The sequence below is a fragment of the Hydrogenophaga sp. L310 genome, from assembly GCF_055703065.1.
The window spans coordinates 1-16,119 of the sequence record NZ_JBVPZA010000005.1; the positions used below are offsets into that span (position 1 = coordinate 1).

Annotated in this window: 15 protein-coding genes and 2 pseudogenes; 15 read left to right on the forward strand and 2 right to left on the reverse strand. The window is 63.1% G+C overall.

Annotated elements, in window-relative coordinates; genetic code table 11:
• Positions 1-41 precede the first annotated feature (41 nt).
• The 15 genes and pseudogenes from AC0GNO_RS10280 to virB11 all read left to right on the forward strand — a co-directional run bounded on the left by AC0GNO_RS10280 (position 42) and on the right by virB11 (position 13,695).
• Complete coding sequence (locus AC0GNO_RS10280) at positions 42-1,010, forward strand: IS1595-like element ISAisp8 family transposase (RefSeq protein ID WP_034693535.1); 969 nt, start codon at positions 42-44, stop codon at positions 1,008-1,010.
• A 166-nt stretch (positions 1,011-1,176) separates the two neighbouring features.
• Positions 1,177-1,581 carry a LexA family protein gene (locus AC0GNO_RS10285; protein ID WP_008904128.1) on the forward strand — a complete coding sequence of 135 codons (405 nt, stop codon included), beginning with the start codon at positions 1,177-1,179 and terminating at the stop codon, positions 1,579-1,581.
• A 40-nt stretch (positions 1,582-1,621) separates the two neighbouring features.
• Positions 1,622-2,919 (forward strand): annotated as a pseudogene (locus AC0GNO_RS10290) (Y-family DNA polymerase).
• Positions 2,920-3,605: 686 nt separating this feature from the next.
• Complete coding sequence (locus AC0GNO_RS10295; protein WP_237707216.1) at positions 3,606-3,815, forward strand: hypothetical protein; 210 nt, start codon at positions 3,606-3,608, stop codon at positions 3,813-3,815.
• Positions 3,816-3,825: 10 nt separating this feature from the next.
• Positions 3,826-4,335, forward strand: coding sequence for a lytic transglycosylase domain-containing protein (locus AC0GNO_RS10300; protein WP_008904126.1), 510 nt, complete (start codon positions 3,826-3,828; stop codon positions 4,333-4,335).
• Positions 4,332-4,622 carry a TrbC/VirB2 family protein gene (locus AC0GNO_RS10305; protein WP_008904125.1) on the forward strand — a complete coding sequence of 97 codons (291 nt, stop codon included), beginning with the start codon at positions 4,332-4,334 and terminating at the stop codon, positions 4,620-4,622. Before AC0GNO_RS10300 ends, AC0GNO_RS10305 begins: the two co-directional genes overlap by 4 nt.
• Positions 4,623-4,640: 18 nt before the next feature.
• A complete protein-coding gene (locus AC0GNO_RS10310; RefSeq protein ID WP_034693592.1) occupies positions 4,641-4,973 on the forward strand; it encodes a VirB3 family type IV secretion system protein in 333 nt (110 codons plus the stop codon).
• Positions 4,966-7,467, forward strand: coding sequence for a VirB4 family type IV secretion/conjugal transfer ATPase (locus AC0GNO_RS10315; protein WP_305714364.1), 2,502 nt, complete (start codon positions 4,966-4,968; stop codon positions 7,465-7,467). Before AC0GNO_RS10310 ends, AC0GNO_RS10315 begins: the two co-directional genes overlap by 8 nt.
• The gene (locus tag AC0GNO_RS10320) at positions 7,464-7,871 is read left to right on the forward strand and encodes a hypothetical protein (protein ID WP_008904122.1); all 408 of its coding nucleotides are present in this window, start codon (positions 7,464-7,466) and stop codon (positions 7,869-7,871) included. Before AC0GNO_RS10315 ends, AC0GNO_RS10320 begins: the two co-directional genes overlap by 4 nt.
• Positions 7,872-7,886: 15 nt before the next feature.
• Positions 7,887-8,924, forward strand: coding sequence for a TrbL/VirB6 family protein (locus AC0GNO_RS10325; RefSeq protein ID WP_008904121.1), 1,038 nt, complete (start codon positions 7,887-7,889; stop codon positions 8,922-8,924).
• A 26-nt stretch (positions 8,925-8,950) separates the two neighbouring features.
• Positions 8,951-9,646: a TrbJ/VirB5 family protein gene (locus AC0GNO_RS10330; RefSeq protein ID WP_008904120.1), complete on the forward strand. Its 696-nt coding sequence runs from the start codon at positions 8,951-8,953 to the stop codon at positions 9,644-9,646.
• Positions 9,647-9,690: 44 nt separating this feature from the next.
• A complete protein-coding gene (locus AC0GNO_RS10335) occupies positions 9,691-10,461 on the forward strand; it encodes a VirB8 family type IV secretion system protein (RefSeq protein ID WP_008904119.1) in 771 nt (256 codons plus the stop codon).
• Positions 10,462-10,472: 11 nt separating this feature from the next.
• Positions 10,473-11,372: a TrbG/VirB9 family P-type conjugative transfer protein gene (locus AC0GNO_RS10340; protein WP_472903934.1), complete on the forward strand. Its 900-nt coding sequence runs from the start codon at positions 10,473-10,475 to the stop codon at positions 11,370-11,372.
• A complete protein-coding gene (gene virB10, locus AC0GNO_RS10345) occupies positions 11,369-12,706 on the forward strand; it encodes a type IV secretion system protein VirB10 (protein ID WP_008904117.1) in 1,338 nt (445 codons plus the stop codon). Before AC0GNO_RS10340 ends, virB10 begins: the two co-directional genes overlap by 4 nt.
• 5 nt (positions 12,707-12,711) lie before the next feature.
• Positions 12,712-13,695: a P-type DNA transfer ATPase VirB11 gene (virB11, locus tag AC0GNO_RS10350; protein WP_472904015.1), complete on the forward strand. Its 984-nt coding sequence runs from the start codon at positions 12,712-12,714 to the stop codon at positions 13,693-13,695.
• On the opposite strand, the pseudogene AC0GNO_RS10355 reads toward virB11, so the two are convergent.
• Both AC0GNO_RS10355 and AC0GNO_RS10360 read right to left on the reverse strand, forming a co-directional pair.
• A pseudogene (locus AC0GNO_RS10355) lies at positions 13,687-15,058 on the reverse strand (IS5 family transposase); the annotation flags it as partial. The gene virB11 and the pseudogene AC0GNO_RS10355 overlap by 9 nt on opposite strands.
• 235 nt (positions 15,059-15,293) lie before the next feature.
• Positions 15,294-16,115 carry a TauD/TfdA dioxygenase family protein gene (locus tag AC0GNO_RS10360; RefSeq protein ID WP_237707263.1) on the reverse strand — a complete coding sequence of 274 codons (822 nt, stop codon included), beginning with the start codon at positions 16,113-16,115 and terminating at the stop codon, positions 15,294-15,296.
• Positions 16,116-16,119: the final 4 nt, after the last annotated feature.

Genomic DNA, 16,119 nt, shown 5'->3' on the forward strand with positions numbered 1-16,119 from the left:
AAGGGGTATCCACTTAGCTCCAGCAGATGCAGAATAACTGGATGGATATCCATACTTTAGCGCCAACGCCCGGAAAAGACTATCCGCAGACTTGGAACGAGTTTCTTGACTGGTTTGCCACCGAAGAGGCGTGCCTTGCCTATCTGGAGCGGCTGCGGTGGTCCCAAGGTTTTGTCTGCCCGCGCTGCGGCTGCGTAGGCGATGCCTATCGTGCGACGCGTACCCGGCTGATGTGCCCGAGTTGCCAACACCAGAGTTCGGTGACCGCCGGCACCATCTTCGAGAAGACCCGAACGCCACTGCGCGTTTGGCTGGCTGCGGCTTGGTACCTGACCAATCAGAAGCAAGGCGTGAGCGCGTTGGGTCTACAGCGCGTGCTGGGACTGGGCAGCTATCAGACCGCTTGGACCATGCTGCATCGGCTTCGTCGTGCCATGGTTCGACCGGGTCGCGAACAGCTCAAAGGGTTGGTCGAAGTTGACGAGACCTATCTGGCCATCACAGACAGGCGAAACCCCATCTCACCCAAAGGGCGCAAGAGCAGCACGAGCAAGGTGCTGGTGGTCATGGCCGTGGAGATGCTGGACCCCAAAGGATTCGGCCGCATCCGCCTGCGCCGCATTGCCAATGACTCCGCTGCTTGTGTGATTCCGTTCGTGGAGGAGGTTATCGAGCCTGGCGCACAGGTGCGTACCGACGGCTCGGCTGCCTACCTGACATTGAAAGACCTGGGCTTCGTCCATCAGCGCACGGTCATGTTGGGCTCCAACGTTCCGGCTCATGTCTCGATGGCTGGCGTGCATCGGGTGGCGGCTCTGGTGCAGCGCTGGATTCTGGGCACACACCATGGCTCGGTGCAGCCCGAACACCTGGATGCCTACCTGGATGAGTTCGTGTTCCGCTTCAATCGCCGCACATCCAACTCACGCGGCATGTTGTTCTATCGGTTGCTGCAACAAGCGGTCGTGACAGCACCGGTGACGTACCGGGACGTGGTGAAAAAGGCTTGACTGTTTGCCTGACTGGCATACCATTCAATACTGGTTATCCATCCAGCATTTACGATGACTGGAGCTAAGTGGATACCCCTTTGTTATGTCCAGTATTGTAGAAGATCACCTGTTATCAGCCCAGTTCCCTGGTGCAGCGTCAGGAAGCTGCAGCCCACCGAGGCCCTTGGTCGAATGCGCCCTTCCCGCCTTCCAACTTGAATCCCGGATTCGAGCGGGTTTTCCGTCGCCGGCGGAGGATTTCCAGGCCAAACGCATCGACGTGCTCGAACACCTGATCAAACATCCACAGGCCACCTACAGCATGACGGTGCGGGGTGAGTCCATGCGTGAGGCGGGCATCTTCGATGGGGATGTGCTGCTGGTGGACCGGGCAATCAAGCCCAGCCACGGCCAGATTGTGGTGGCGGTGGTCGATGGGGACTTCACCTGCAAGCAGCTCTGGCAACGCGGGGGGCGGCTCAAGCTAAAGGCTGCCAACCCAACCTTCGCCGACATCGTGCCCACCGAAGGCCAGACGGTCGAGGTCTGGGGCGTGGTGATCGCGGCGATCAAGCAGTTCAAGCGCTGACGCAGGCGAATCTGGTTGAGCGTGTTTCATGGCTTTTCCGCTGTATGCCCTGGTCGATGGCAACAATTTCTACGTCTCTTGCGAGCGTGTGTTCCGCCCCAGCCTGAACGCCAAACCGGTGGTGGTGCTTTCCAACGACGGTTGTGCGATTGCCCGTTCCAACGAGGCCAAGGCCTTGGGCATTGCCATGGGCGCACCCTGGTTCAAGATCCGGCACATGGCCGAATCCAACGGCTTGGTGGCCCTGTCGGCGAACTTCCCCCTGTATGGCGATCTGAGCGACCGGATGATGAGCCTGGTGGCCGGGCTCGGGCACCGGCAGGAGATCTATTCCATCGACGAGTCGTTTGTGGATCTCTCGGGCATCCGGGGTGACCTGGTCAAACGCAGTCGGGTGATCCGCGAAAGGGTGTTGCAGTGGGTGGGCATCCCCTGCTGTATCGGCATCGGGCAGACCAAGACCCTGGCCAAGCTGGCCAACCACATCGCCAAGACGGCCGAACGCAAACCCGGCAGCTACCCCGTCGAACTGGCTCAAATCTGCAACCTGGCTGCACTGGAACCAACAGCACGGGATGCGGTGCTGGCGGCCACGCCGGTCGAGGAAGTCTGGGGCGTGGGCCGTCGCATTGCGGCGCAGCTCAAAGAGGGTGGCATCCACACGGTGCTCGATCTCGCCCGCATGGACCTGGCCACGGTACGCCAGCGCTGGTCGGTGGTGCTGGAGCGCACGGTGCGTGAGTTGCAGGGGCAGTCCTGTGTGGTTCTGCAAGACACGGCACCAGACAAACAGGAAATCGCCTGCACCCGGTCGTTTGGTCGCCCGGTGACCGCACTGGAAGACCTCAGTGAAGCCGTCAGTGAGTTCGCCAGCCGGGCGGCCGAGAAGTTGCGGCGCCAAGAAGGGCTCGCCAACCAGGTGCTGACCTTTGTGCGGACCAGTCCGTTCCGGCCCGATCCTCAGTACAGCCGGTCCATCGTGGTGCCGACGTCCCCACCGCCGACAGTTCGCTGATCGCCGATGCGGCCCTGAACGGCCTGCGCTGCATTTACAAGCCTGACTTCCTGTACGCCAAGGCTGGGGTGATGCAGATGGAGCTTCAACCGGCTTCGGTGCACCAGGGTGAACTGCTGCTTGACGAGGAGCCTGGTGAGAGACGGGACAAAGGCCGGTTGATGGGCGCCCTGGATGGGCTCAACCGGCGCTATGGCCGGGGCACGGTGCTGCTGGGCAGTACCGGTCTGGAGGGAGATCGCAGGCGCTGGTCGATGAAACAGGAGCGGCGTACGCCGCAGTACACAACGCGATGGGAAGACATGCCCGTGGTGCGGACGTGAAGTACTCCCAATGAGGGGCACTGCTGTGCATCAGGCCGAATTTGTCGTAGGCGTTTCAAGCGACCTGAATCGATAATGGTTCCGAGTCGGCCTGAACAGTCGGCCCTCCTCCCTGAAAAGTCGTGTGACAGCGACTTTGCATTTGCCCGGCCTTCGCGCCGGGTTTCTTTTTTCGGCGTGCCCAGCAGACACCGACTGCGCATGGTGCGAATGTGCTGGAAAACAGCCCAAATCCAGCAGCAGCACAGGGGGTTTCAAGTCCTACATTGACCTCACGGTGTTCAGAGAAACGGCAAGCACTGCCACCTCACGAACAACGTCGAACCGAGGACTTGACCATGAACCATGCACCTCTCGCCAACACCCTGTGCTGGCATTCCACGAAAGCGGCAACCTTGCAGAGAAGCCTGGCGGCAACGCTGGCGAGCGCCGCCGCCAGCTTGTTGCTCACCTTGGGGCTCCTCGCACCATCGGCGGCGCGCGCCGTCGATGGCTGCCTGGTTTTACTGTGCTTTGCGGCACCGAGCTGGAAGTCGGTCCCTCAGTGTGTGCCACCGATCCGAAAGGTGCTTCGGGATCTGGCTCGGGGCAAGGCCTTTCCTACGTGCGGTATGTCTGGCGCAGGTAACTCGGCTCGGCATGTGTGGGCTCGGGCGCCGGGCAACTGCCCACCCCAGTACACCCGGGTGCATGAGTCCGAGAGCGGACCGATCTACACCTGCGACTACACCGGGGCGATCACGGTCACGATCGACGGCAAGCAGTTCACACGCACCTGGTGGGATATGGGTGGCGACACCGTGACGGACTTCAGCCCGGTCGCGAAGTCCCAGCTGGGCACTTGGGACACCCAGTACGACAACGACCACGCCACCTGGCTTCGCTCCCGTCCGTGAGGGCTGCGCCATGGAAGCATCCACCTTCGCGGCACTGGCCTTGGCCTGCGCGCCACAGGTCCACCTGACCACAGCACACGCGCTCGTCGCCGTCGAAAGCGCCTTCAACCCCTGGGCCATTGGCGTCGTAGGCGGTTCGCTGCAACGCCAACCCCGCCACCGCACCGAGGCATTGGCCACCGCGCTGGCTCTGCAGGCCGCTGGCCGCAACTTCAGCGTGGGCCTCGGCCAGATCAACATGGGCAACTTCCAGCGCCTGGGCCTGTCGCTGGAATCGGCCTTCGAACCTTGCTCCAACCTGGCCGCCATGCAGACGGTGTTGAGCGAGTGTTTCGAGCGGGCGCGACGCAAGTCACCCAGCAGATCGGGCGACCAGGTAGCCCTGCGCGCTGCGCTCTCCTGCTACTACAGCGGCAACTTCACCACCGGCTTTCGCCATGGCTACGTGGGCAAGGTGGTCGCCGCAGCCCGCAACCCTCTCCCCATCAGTCAACACACCCCCATTAAGGAGCCGTCATGACCCGCATTCGTCTCTTCGTACCACAGCGCCACCTCGCAACCGCCCTGCTGATGTTGGCTGCAGCCTCAAAGAGCTGGGCACAGGGCTTCGACAAGATCAACACCACGGTCACCAACGTCAACACCATCCTGGTGACGATATCGATTGCGGTGGTGACCATCGCGATCATCTGGGCGGGCTTCAAGATGATCTTCCAAGGCGCTCGCCTGGCCGATGTGGCCAATGTGCTGATTGGTGGCACGCTGGTGGGTGGAGCTGCGGCCTTCGCCAGCTACATCGTCAGCTGAAGGCTGAAGGTGCAGACCATGCAGGCCGAAGCCATCTACAAGGGCGCCACGCGCCCGGCCATGAAGCTGGGCATTCCGCTGGTGCCGCTGGTGATCCTGTTTGGCACCGGCATGTTGCTGATCATGTGGGGCGGCATCCTGGTGAGCTGGTGGCTTGCGCTGGGTGTGGTCCTTTCCATTGCACCGGTGTTGCTCTGGATGCGCTGGTTGACAGCCCGTGATGACCAGCGGTTCCGGCAGATCTTTGTGGTCCTCAAGCTGAAGCTGCACGACCGCAACCGGCGGTTCTGGCGCGCGCGCAGCTACTCGCCTACGCTCTACCGGGGAGGCTCCGATGTTTGGCATGTTTGACCGATCTGTCGGCGCGGGCCCTCGTCGCTCTGGGCGCCCTGCTACAGGTCAGCCACAACCGCGCCATTGGGCACAGGCGCTGAAGGAGAACCCGCTCACGCGGTTTGTGCCTTTCTCCTCACTGGTCAGCGAAAACGACGTCATCACGCGTGGGGGCGACTTCATGCGCGTGTGGCGCCTCGACGGCGTGGCCTTCGAATGCGCTGATGAACACCTGATCGCCGAACGGCATGAGGCCCTGTGCAGCCTGTTGCGCAACCTGGCCGGCGGCCAATGGGCCGTGTGGACTCATCGGCTCCACCGAAAGATCCACGACCAACTGGAAGACCCGCTGCAATCTGGCTTCGCACGGGACCTATCACAGGCCTACCAGGCCAGGCTGGGCAAGCACGCCATGATGAGCAACGAGCTGTACCTGACGCTCGTCTACCGGCCCAATGCCTCACGCCTCAGCCGGGCGCTGCAATCGACCCAGCGTTCAAAGACCGCCATTGCCGCAGCGCATGCCGAAGCCTTGCGCGTGATGGAAGAACGAACGGCTTTCGTGCGCCGGGTGCTGCGCGGCTTTGGCCCTCAACTGCTGGGGGCTCGCATGCAAGGTCCAAGGCGGTACTCCGAACTGGCCGAGTTTCTGGGCTACCTGGTCAACGGCAGCTGGAGGCCAGTGCCCCTTGCGGCAGGGCCGCTGTACCGCACCTTGCCCACCACCCGCCTGTCCTTCGGTGGTGACAAGCTGGAACTTCGACATGGCGAACAGCGCCGTTGCGCGGCCCTGGTGGACATCAAGGAATACGCCGACGCGGTGGAGCCGGGCATCCTGAACTCGCTGCTGTATGAAGACAGCGAATTCATCGAAACTCAGAGCTTCTCGATACTGCCCCGGCGCGAAGCCATGCGTGCGCTGGAGCTGCAACGCGACCAGCTGATCGCCAGCGACGATGTGGTGGCCAGCCAGATCGCCGACATGGACGAAGCGATGAACGAGCTGGGCGACGGTCAGTACTGCATGGGCGAGTACCACTACAGCCTGGTGGTGTTCGGTCAGCCAGGGGAAGACAGCCTGGCCGATGCCGGGCGACGGGCTGCACAGGCGATTGGCGCGGTGGGCGAAGCGTCCAGCCTGCAGATGTCGCCGGTGGATCTGGTGGCCGATGCCGCCTGGTTTGCCCAGATGCCCGGCAACTGGCAGTGGCGCCCGCGCGATGCCAAGCTGTCGTCCCGCGCTTTCGCGGCCCTGGCCAGCGGTCACAACTTTGCCCGGGGCAAGCGCGACGGCAATCCTTGGGGGGAGGCGTTGGCCTTGCTGCGCACCCCATCGGGCCAGCCCTTCTATTTGAACCTGCACAGCAGCCCGGAAGGCGAAGACTCTGCCGACAAGAAGCTGCCCGGCAACACCATCATCATCGGATCCACCGGCGTCGGTAAGACCACGCTGGAGATGTTCCTGCTCACGCTCACCCGCAAGTGGAACCCGGCTCCAAGGCTGGTGCTGTTTGACCTGGACCGGGGTTGCGAGATCGCGATACGGGCCTTGAACGGTCGGTACTTCACCCTTGAAGCGGGCAAGCCCACCCACCTGAACCCGCTGCAGCGCGACCCCACGCCAGCACGCATCCAGTTCTGGGAACAGCTGATCCGGATTTGCATCGCCACGCCCGCCCTGCCTTTGCTGCCGGCCGATGAGCGCGCGATTGCCGACGCCGTCAAGACGGTGGCCACGATGCCAACAGCTCTGCGCCGCTTCTCGACGGTTCGCCAAAACCTGCCGAAGTCGGGTGAAAACAGCCTATACGAGAGGCTCGGGCGCTGGTGTGAAAGTGGCGCCCTGGGCTGGGTGTTCGACCAAGCCAACGACCAGTTGGCGGACCTGGACGCGGCATCGGTGATTGCCTTCGACACCACCGAGTTCCTGGACCTGCCCGAGGTGCGCACGCCGGTCATGCTCTACCTGCTGCAGGTGATGGAAGAGCTGGTCAACGGCGAACGCCTGATCTATGTGATCTCGGAGTTCTGGAAAGCGCTGGGCCACGAGATCTTCAGCGACTTCGCCAAACAGAAGCAGAAGACCATCCGCAAGCAAAACGGCCTGGGCATTTTCGACACCCAGAGCCCGTCCGATGTGCTGCGCCACCCCATCGGGCGAACCATGGTCGAACAAAGCGTGACCAAGATATTCCTGGCCAACCCGGAGGCGATGCGCGAGGAGTATGTCGAAGGCTTTGGGCTCAGCGAGGCCGAATTCAGCATCGTGCGCAGCCTCGGCGCACAAGGCGGGCGCCGATTCCTCGTGAAACAAGGCCACAGCAGCGCCATCTGCGAGCTGGACCTCAGTGGCATGGACGATTTCATCACCGTGCTCTCGGCGACCACCGACAACGTGGCCCTGCTCGACACCGTTCGTGAACGGCACGGTAGCGATCCGTTTCTGTGGCTTCCCGAGCTGCTGCGCGAGGTTCAGGATCGCAAATCCCGTACTTCAAGGAGAACCCCATGAAACCCCACGCTCAATGGTTTGCGCTGATCGCCTTCGCGTTGGCCGCCAGCGCCGCCTCGGCCCAGTTCGTCAAAGGCAATGAGGCGGTCCGTGTCATGACCGATGGCACCCAAAAGGTGGAAGTGCCGCCGCTCCCGTCGGTGGCCTTAGGCTCGCCATGCCCAGCCGCCAAGCCTGGCTGCGCTGGCGGTGGCTGGAAGATGCTGGAGAGCAATTCGGGGCTGGTCGAGTGCACCGAAGTCTTTGCACGGCCCACGACCTGTCGACCCTCGACCTACGGGGTTGAAAAGCGATCACGCACGTGGATCGTGAAGATCAAAGGCCAATGGGTGCAGTGCGCGCAACCCGACATTTCGGGAAACTGCGTCAGCCTGAAAAGCCTCCCTGTCAGCGCTGTTCAATAGCCGAGGAGAAATCCCATGTTTGCCTGGGTCGGCTCACAGTTCGATGCGGTCCTGAGCACTTACGTGCTCGGCGTCGTGGGTTCGCTCATGACCGGGATCGCACCGATCGCACTGACGGCGATGACGATCTGGGTAGCGCTGTATGGATGGGCCGTTCTGCGCAACGAGGTTCCAGAGACGGTGCCCACCTTTCTCTGGAAGGTATTCAAGATCGGCCTGGTGCTGGCATTTGCTCTGCAATCGGCTTTTTACATCGCGAATGTGGCCGACACCGCCAATGCGCTGGCTACGGGGGTGGCCACCACGTTTCTACCGGCAGCCGCAGACCCCACCACGATCTCCTCTCCCTACGCGCTGTTGGACCGGTTCAATGACGGTGCCAGCCAATTGGTACTCGATCTGCTGAAGGACGCGGGAATCATGCGTCTGGACCTGCTCTTCGCTGCCGTGGTCTGCTCCATCGGCAACGTCGTCTTTCTTTGCATCGCCCTCTTCGTCGTCACGCTGGCCAAGCTCTTCCTCACGTTCGTGATCTCCGTAGGTCCACTGTTCGTCTTGTGCCTGGCCTGGCGCCCCACCGCACGCTTTTTCGACAGCTGGTTGTCGATGGTGTTGAACGCCGTCGTACTGACCTGGTTTGCATTTTTCGCCTTGGGTATCAGCGCGTTCATGGGCGATGCGATTGTGCAAACCGTTCAGGTCAACGGTGGATTTCAGGGCTCGACATTCAACGTCGTCGGGGAAAGCCTGAAGTACTGCGTCGTCATGGTCCTCATGGCGATCATCTGCTTTCAGGCGCCCAGTCTGGCCTCGGCCCTCACCGGAGGTGCCGCCATCCAACAGGGCATCCAGATGATCCAGAACGCCATGATGGTTTCGGGCCTGCGTTCTGCGTCATCCGCCCGAAGCGCCAGCGCCGCCGCCGCTAGCGCTGGCGGCGTCATCCGCGCAGGCGCCGGTCTTCCACACACCGCCGCATCCATGGCCCGCCGAGGCGTCGGCGCTGCCCGCTCCGCCGCTTACAAACTCGCCGCCCAACGCGGCCGGTCCTGACCACCCCACCCACCAAGGAGTTCACCATGCACACCCGCCTCAAAGTTGCCGCTGCCGTCCTCATTGCTCTGGGCGCAACCCAGGCCCGAGCCACCGGCATCCCCGTGATCGACGTGGCCAACCTGGTTCAGACCGTCCAGCAGGTCATCAACGACATCACCAAGATCAACAACCAGATTCAACAGATTCGACAACTGCAAACCCAAATCGAGAGCATCAACGGCATCCGGAACCTGGGCGATGTGTTCAACAACCCACTGCTGAAGAACTACATCCCGGCCGAGGCCTTCACCTACCTCAACGCGGTCAACACGTCGGGCTACAGCGGGCTCAACGCCACGGCCAAGGTGCTGCGCGACGTGAGCATGATCTACAACTGCATGGACCTCACCGGCGACGCACGCACCCAATGCCAGGCCGCTCTGGCTCAGCCCTATCAACAAAAAGGGCTGCTGCAAGACGCCATGCAGACCGCGGCGGGCCGACTCACGCAGATCCAGTCGCTGATGTCACAGATCAACGCCACCACCGATCAGAAGTCGGTGCTGGAAATCCAGGCCCGCATCGGCGCTGAAAACGCCCTGCTGGCACACGAGGTGTCGCAAGTACAGATGCTGCAGGGCATGGCCGACAGCGAAGAGCGCATTGCCCGATCTCGCGAGCGCGAACGGCAGCTTCAGATGCTGGGTCGCACCGGCAAGGTGGCTGACTTTCTGCCGTAAACCCGCCTGAGTCCCGCCGCCACCCAGACCCACCGGAGAACCCCATGAGTGCCATCCTGTTGTCAGGTAAAGCCGCCGCATGGCCAAAACGCCCCCCTGAACCTTCCACCGAGGCCGAATCGGCGCCATTCAACGCGAACCGCGACTGGGAAATCGACCGTGCGCTGATGCTCGAACGCTCGGAGCGCAGGGCCTGGCGGGTCGCGGTGGCCGGTTTGATTCTGGGCCTGATCGGCATCGCTGCCGTGTTCGTGCAGGGACCGCTGCGCCGCGTGGTGGAGATTCCCATCGTGGTGGACCGCGTCACCGGCGAAACCACCATCCAGCAGCGGCTGAGCGAAGAAACCATCCCCGCCATGGAGGCGCTGGACAAGCACAACCTGGCCGCCTTCGTGCGTGCACGCGAAAGCTACAGCTGGATGTTCCTGCAGCGCGACTTTGACCAGGTGGCGCGCATGGCCGTGCCGGGCGTGTTCGCCGAATACAACCGGCAGTTCGAGGGCGAAGGCGCGCTGCAGAAGAAGATCGGCGCGGCTGAAGAATGGCGCATCAACATCGTGGGGGTGCGCTTGCGGGCTTCCGGGCGCAGCGGCAACCTGAGCGACGCCACCGTCACCTACGACAAAGTGGTCCGTCTGACCGACCGCAACTTGCCGGACGTCACAACCCGCCACGTGGCCAGCATCGTCTTCCAGTACCAGCCCAAGGTGCTCGCCAAAGAAGCCGACCGGCTGGAGAACCCTTTCGGCTTCGTGGTCACCGCCTACCGGTCAGACCCCGAAATCAACACCCAGGCAGCGGGAGCACGGCCATGAAGCGCACTGTCTTGACGCTGCTGGCAGCCTGCGCCGCGTCTTTGAGCCTGTTCGCTCAAGCGAATCCGAAATCCGCCGACCCGCGCCTGCGCGACGTGGTCTACGACCCAACGGCAGTGGTGACCGTCCCCGTCAAACGGGGCATGGTGACCCTGGTGGTGCTCGCCCAAGACGAAGTGATCACCGAAGTGGCCGCAGGCCAAGGCGGCGATTGCAGTAAGGCCGATGCCGTCTGGTGCGTGGCCGCTCAGCCAGGGGGCCGTAACCTCTTCGTCAAAGCCAAATCCGGTGCGGATGCGCCCAACAACCTGGCCGTGGTCACGGACCGTCGCACGCATGCGCTGCGCTTCGTGGTCCTGCCCGACGGCGATCGGCAACAGCCGGTCTACCGCTTGACCGTCAAGGCGCCGGCACAGCCCAAGCCCGCCTCGGGCCTGTCAGCTAAAGACCTCGCAGCACTCGCCACCCTGCCCCCTTTGCCATACCAGCCGACGCCCCAACAGGTGGTGGCTGAACGACTGCAGGCCAGTCACACGGTGATGAACACCCAGTATTCGCTGGCCGAAGGTGCGGGCTCGCAAGACATCGTGCCAACCCTGATCTACGACGACGGGCGATTCACCTACCTGCGCTTACCGGGCAACCGCGAAGTCCCTGCGGTCTTTCATGTGCTCGGCGATGGCAGTGAAACCCTGGTCAATGCCCGGATGGAAGACGACCTGCTGGTGGTGGACCGCGTCAGCCGGCAACTGATGCTGCGAGCGGGCAACGCGGTCGTGGGCATCTGGAACGAGGCCTTTGATCTGGACGGCGCCCCAGCGGAAGGTGCGACCACCGTTCCGGGCGTGCAGCGGGTGCTTAAGGCTGCCAACGCCTCTCTTGACAACCGCCCCAACGGAGTCAGGCCATGAACGACCAAACCAACGCCCACAACCCGTCGACCGCAGATCCTGCGGACGGCAACACCATCACACCTTTGCCGGGAGAGCCCGGTATACCCCAGGTGACGGCCGCACGCAGTACCAACTGGTCGCGCAAGGGCGCGCTGGGGCTCGGCATGATGGTGTTGACCCTGGTGCTTTTTGCGGGCTTTGCCATCAACCGCTACCTCACCAGCGGACCGGCAACAGACCAAGACGCCAAGCTGGTGCGTGACAAACCCTCGGCCGCCAGCGCCGGTACACGCGCACTGGACATGACGGCACCACCCGCGCCGCGTGTGCCCGCTTTGCTGCCAACCACTGAGGCGGCTGAGCCCATTGGGGTGCGCAGCGGCGGGACTGCTGCGCCCAAAGGCCTCTCGGCCGACGATGCACCGGTGCTGATCGTGTCTTCTCGTCCTGGCGGGCACTCCAGCTCGGCGGGCATGCCCAACGCAACGGTTCCCGGCCAAGCCACGGCCGACACGGACGATCCAGTGGCCAGCACCAGCCGCAACCTGCAGTCCTACCAGAGACAACTGCAGGGCCTGCTCGACAACCTGACCCAGAGCACGGCGATGGCCAGTGGCCAGGGTAGAGATACGGCCGACCTCGGCGCCCTCGGCTCGATGGCAGGTGCCTCATCGGGCGCGGGTCTGCCTGCGTCTTCTGCGGGCCTGTTCGGCGGTCAACTGCAAGGCTCCGCCACACCCAAGGTCGCGGCCAGCACACTGGGCGACCGCAGCCTCACGCTGCCCAAGGGCACGGCCTTCACCTGCGCCCTCAAAACCAGGGTGATCAGTGCCACCTCAGGCCTGGTGGGCTGCCAGGTTCAGCGCAACGTGTACGGCGACAACGGGCGCGTGCTGCTGATCGAACGCGGCTCGCACCTGGACGGCGAGTACCGCATCTCGTCGGTCCGCCCCGGCATGGTCCGCATACCGGTGTTATGGACCCGGGTGCGAACACCCCATGGCGTGACGGTGGACATTGAGTCGCCCGGCACCGGCCAACTCGGCGAGTCCGGCATTGATGGTTACGTGGACAACCGCTGGGGTGAACGCATCGGCGCCGCCATGCTGCTCTCGCTGATCGACGATTCGGTCAAGCTGCTGATCCAGAACCAGACGCAAGACCAGCAGGCCGACACCATCGTCCTGCCATCCACCACCGACAACACCAGCAAGCTGGCCGAGAAGGTGCTGGACAGCACCATCAACATCCCGCCCCTGCTGTACCAGAACCAGGGCGGCATCGTCGGCATCTACGTCGCCCGCGACGTGGACTTTTCCTCGGTCTACGAACTCCAGCCGCGGGAAAGGTGAAAGCGATGAACACCCTGCCCGGCATTGAAGAAGACCCGCTCGACGGCTGGTGCGGCGACGCGACCTCGGTGGTGGAGTTCCTGCGCCCGCTGCGCGAAGAGCTGGACGCCCCAGGCGTGCTGGAGGTCTGCGTGAACCGCCCCGGCGAGCTGCAGGTGGAAACCGTGAACGGTTGGCAAGCGGTCAACGCACCGGCCATGACCCAGGAGCGTTGCCTGTCTCTGGCCACGGCGCTGGCCACCTACTGCGACCAGCAGATCAACCAGGAACGCCCGCTGCTGTCGGCCACTCTGCCCACTGGCGAGCGCATCCAGTTCGCCATACCACCCGCAGTGCCACGCGGCACCGTGTCCATCACCATCCGCAAGCCGTCGAACGTGGTGCTCCGGCTGAGTGACTTCGAGCAAGACGGCTTGTTCGGCCGCGTAGGCGAAAAGGTCGCCGCACCGAATCCGGAGCACAACGACGGCCTGCAGCCCTTTGAGCGCGAACTGCTGGCCTTGAAGGCCGCTGACCGTTACGCCGACTTCATGCGCCTGGCCGTGCGCCACCACCGCACCATCGTGGTCAGCGGCAAAACCGGCTCGGGCAAGACCACGTTCATGAAAGGCCTGGTCGAAGAGGTGCCGAAACACGAGCGCCTGATCACCATCCAGGACACCGCCGAACTCACCTTGCCCAACCACCCCAACGTGGTTCACCTTTTCTACAGCAAGGACGCCCAGGGCACGGCGCGGGTCACCGCCAAGTCTTTGCTCGAAGCCTGCCTGCGCATGAAGCCAGACCGCATCTTCCTGGCCGAGTTGCGCGGTGAAGAGTGTTTCTCGTTCATCCGGCTGGCCGCCTCGGGCCACCCGGGCAGCATCACCAGTGTGCACGCCGGCAGCTGCGATCTGGCGCTGGAACAGATGTCGCTGATGATCCGCGAAAGTGGCGCGGGTGAGAGCTCGAGTGGACCAAGAGTCCAACGCGTGTTGCCATTTCAGTGACAAGCTCGCTACCGAGCACAGGCGCAAATAAAGGCTTTGCAAGAAGATGATGCCCTTGCGGGCGATCATGCGCAGCAGCCAGCGGATGTTGTAGCCCGCCGCACACAGCACCGAATGCAGCCGGTCGCCGGTTTCTCCCTTGAGGTGACAACGGTCCATGCGGTGATCGGCTTTGAGGTGGCCGATGATCGGCTCAATGGCCTGACGACGCCTGAGCTCGCGTCGCTCTTGCTCGCTGATCCGCTTGGCCTTGCCCCGGTGCACGATATGCACATCCGGGTTGTGCGTCCACACCCCGATAGCCCAGATCAACGAACGCCGTCGCTGGCTTTGACCGGCTGTCTTGCATCAGGATGCTCGCCTGCTCCAGTTGCTCGTTGAGGGTGTGGCCGTCGTAAGGGTTACCTTGGAAGGCTCGTGAGCCCACGATCAGGTTGCCCTGCAGCGTGCTGGCAATGCCCACCTTGACCCCGAACTCGTAGGGCGTTCGGGCCTTGCCCTTGCTGATGCAGTCCACCTCGGGCGCATGCCAGGCGTAGAGCTTGGGCTGTCCATCCACCGCTTTGCGCTGGCCGCTCTGGGCCACGATGCGATGGGCCTTGTTCAAGGTCTCGCCCAGTGCTTCGCGCACTGCCGCCCCGATGGCACTGGCCTTGCGGTCGATCTCGCGCTGCAGGCGAGCGACGATGGTTCTCTGGCGTTTGATGGTGCGGCGCATGCGCTTGAATTGCCGGGCATGGGCATAGCGCCCGGCCTAGCGGCTCAGGTCCCTGCCTTCCTTGGCAAAGGTCTGCTTCAGATCAATGCCCGTCTCCTTGGCCGCCTGGACCAAATTCAACCGGGCGGTCTCCAGCAAACGGCTGTCGGTGGGATGGGCAATCGCCTTGTGCTGCACCGTGCTGTCCACGATCACGCGGGAGGGCTCCTGCGGTTTGATCAGTTTGAGTTAGACGGCCACGTTGATGGTCTGCGCCAGCAGTTCTTCCACACCTTCCTCGCCCAACAACTGACGGAACTTGACCAGGGTGGTGCCGTCGCGGGGCTGGCGGTCTTCGTAATAAGCACAGCCCGAGAAGAACTGCCAGCGCGGCGTATCGGCCCAGCGGGCCACCACGCCCTCGTCGGAGTCGTTGAAGGCGTGTTTGAGGTAAAGCAGCGCAATCATGATGCGCAGCGGCACGCGAGGGCGCGCTGCGTTGCTGGAAACAGCAGCGCGCTGTACCTGTTCACCGAAGAGGTCCAGATCGGGCATGGCCACACCGGCGCGGCCTTTGTGAGAGAAGACCTGGGCCACCCACGCTTCGATCTCCTGCCAGGGCATGCGCGAGGCCAGCACGGCCAGCGGGAGGCGCAGGTCGATCATGTGGTCGATGCGCGAACGGAAAAATCGTCGGTGGCGGGGCAGGCAAACATCACTGCAGAACTCCCAGAAAACTGCCCCTATTGGAATTCAAACTGGGAGTTCTGGATATCTGCAATCACCCCACAAACCAAGTGTTCATGCGGGTTCTGGAGGTTATTCAGGGACGACTGAATCAAGTAAATCAAGTAATGGTGACGAGATTGTATTTATGTTCCGTTACTTACCTGTCAATGTACTAGTGACGAGGCCGGTCACCCGCTAACGTGATGCGGTGCATGACCCGGCGGAAGCCGTGGTAATCGTTGACCGGGTAGTGGTGCGTGCAGCGGTTATCCCAGAGCGCCAGGGAACCCACCAGCCAGCGGAAGCGGCAGGTGAACTCTTCCTTCTTCTGGTGCGTGAATAAAAATTGCAGCAGCGGCGCGCTCTCCTCTTCGGTCATGCCGGCGAAGCGCGCGGTATGGGCGCAGTTGACATACAAAGCCTTGCGACCGGTTTCCGGATGGGTGCGTACCACGGGATGTTCGGCCTCGTAATGGGTGTGCTGGTCAGCGCGACCGGCTTCGGCCAGACGGTCTTCGCGGGTGCGTGACACATCTGCCTTGGCCGAGGTGTTGACCGCCACCAAGCCGTCGAGCAGCCGCTGCATCCCCTCCGACAAGGCCTCATAGGCCAGCACCTGGTTGGCAAACAGCGTGTCACCGCCGTAAGGCGGCGCTTCGCGCGCCAGCAGCAGCGTGGCCATCGGAGGCTGCTCCAAGTAGGCAGTATCGCTGTGCCAGACACCGCCAAAGTTGACTATTTCGTGCGCCAGCTTCTTCACTTCGATGATGACCGGAAAGCCCGGGATGCCGCTGACAAATGGGTATTCCACCGGCGTGCCAATGGCCTGGGCGAAGGCCAGGAACTGCCCGGGCGTCAGCGGCTGGTCGCGGAAAAAGATGACGCCATGCGCCAGCCACGCACTACGCAGCGCCGCCAGGTCATCCTGGCGCAGCGACCGGGACAGGTCAAGCCCGGAGATTTCCGCACCCAGCGCGCCGGCCAGCCGGGTCACGGTC

Bases quoted from the DNA above. Each gene is read 5' to 3' on its own strand.
- AC0GNO_RS10280 (WP_034693535.1), top strand. From the start codon at position 42: ATGGATATCCATACTTTAGCGCCAACGCCCGGAAAAGACTATCCGCAG.
- AC0GNO_RS10300 (WP_008904126.1), top strand. From the start codon at position 3,826: ATGGAAGCATCCACCTTCGCGGCACTGGCCTTGGCCTGCGCGCCACAG.
- AC0GNO_RS10305 (WP_008904125.1), top strand. From the start codon at position 4,332: ATGACCCGCATTCGTCTCTTCGTACCACAGCGCCACCTCGCAACCGCC.
- AC0GNO_RS10310 (WP_034693592.1), top strand. From the start codon at position 4,641: ATGCAGGCCGAAGCCATCTACAAGGGCGCCACGCGCCCGGCCATGAAG.
- AC0GNO_RS10315 (WP_305714364.1), top strand. From the start codon at position 4,966: ATGTTTGACCGATCTGTCGGCGCGGGCCCTCGTCGCTCTGGGCGCCCT.
- AC0GNO_RS10320 (WP_008904122.1), top strand. From the start codon at position 7,464: ATGAAACCCCACGCTCAATGGTTTGCGCTGATCGCCTTCGCGTTGGCC.
- AC0GNO_RS10325 (WP_008904121.1), top strand. From the start codon at position 7,887: ATGTTTGCCTGGGTCGGCTCACAGTTCGATGCGGTCCTGAGCACTTAC.
- AC0GNO_RS10330 (WP_008904120.1), top strand. From the start codon at position 8,951: ATGCACACCCGCCTCAAAGTTGCCGCTGCCGTCCTCATTGCTCTGGGC.
- AC0GNO_RS10335 (WP_008904119.1), top strand. From the start codon at position 9,691: ATGAGTGCCATCCTGTTGTCAGGTAAAGCCGCCGCATGGCCAAAACGC.
- virB10 (WP_008904117.1), top strand. From the start codon at position 11,369: ATGAACGACCAAACCAACGCCCACAACCCGTCGACCGCAGATCCTGCG.
- virB11 (WP_472904015.1), top strand. From the start codon at position 12,712: ATGAACACCCTGCCCGGCATTGAAGAAGACCCGCTCGACGGCTGGTGC.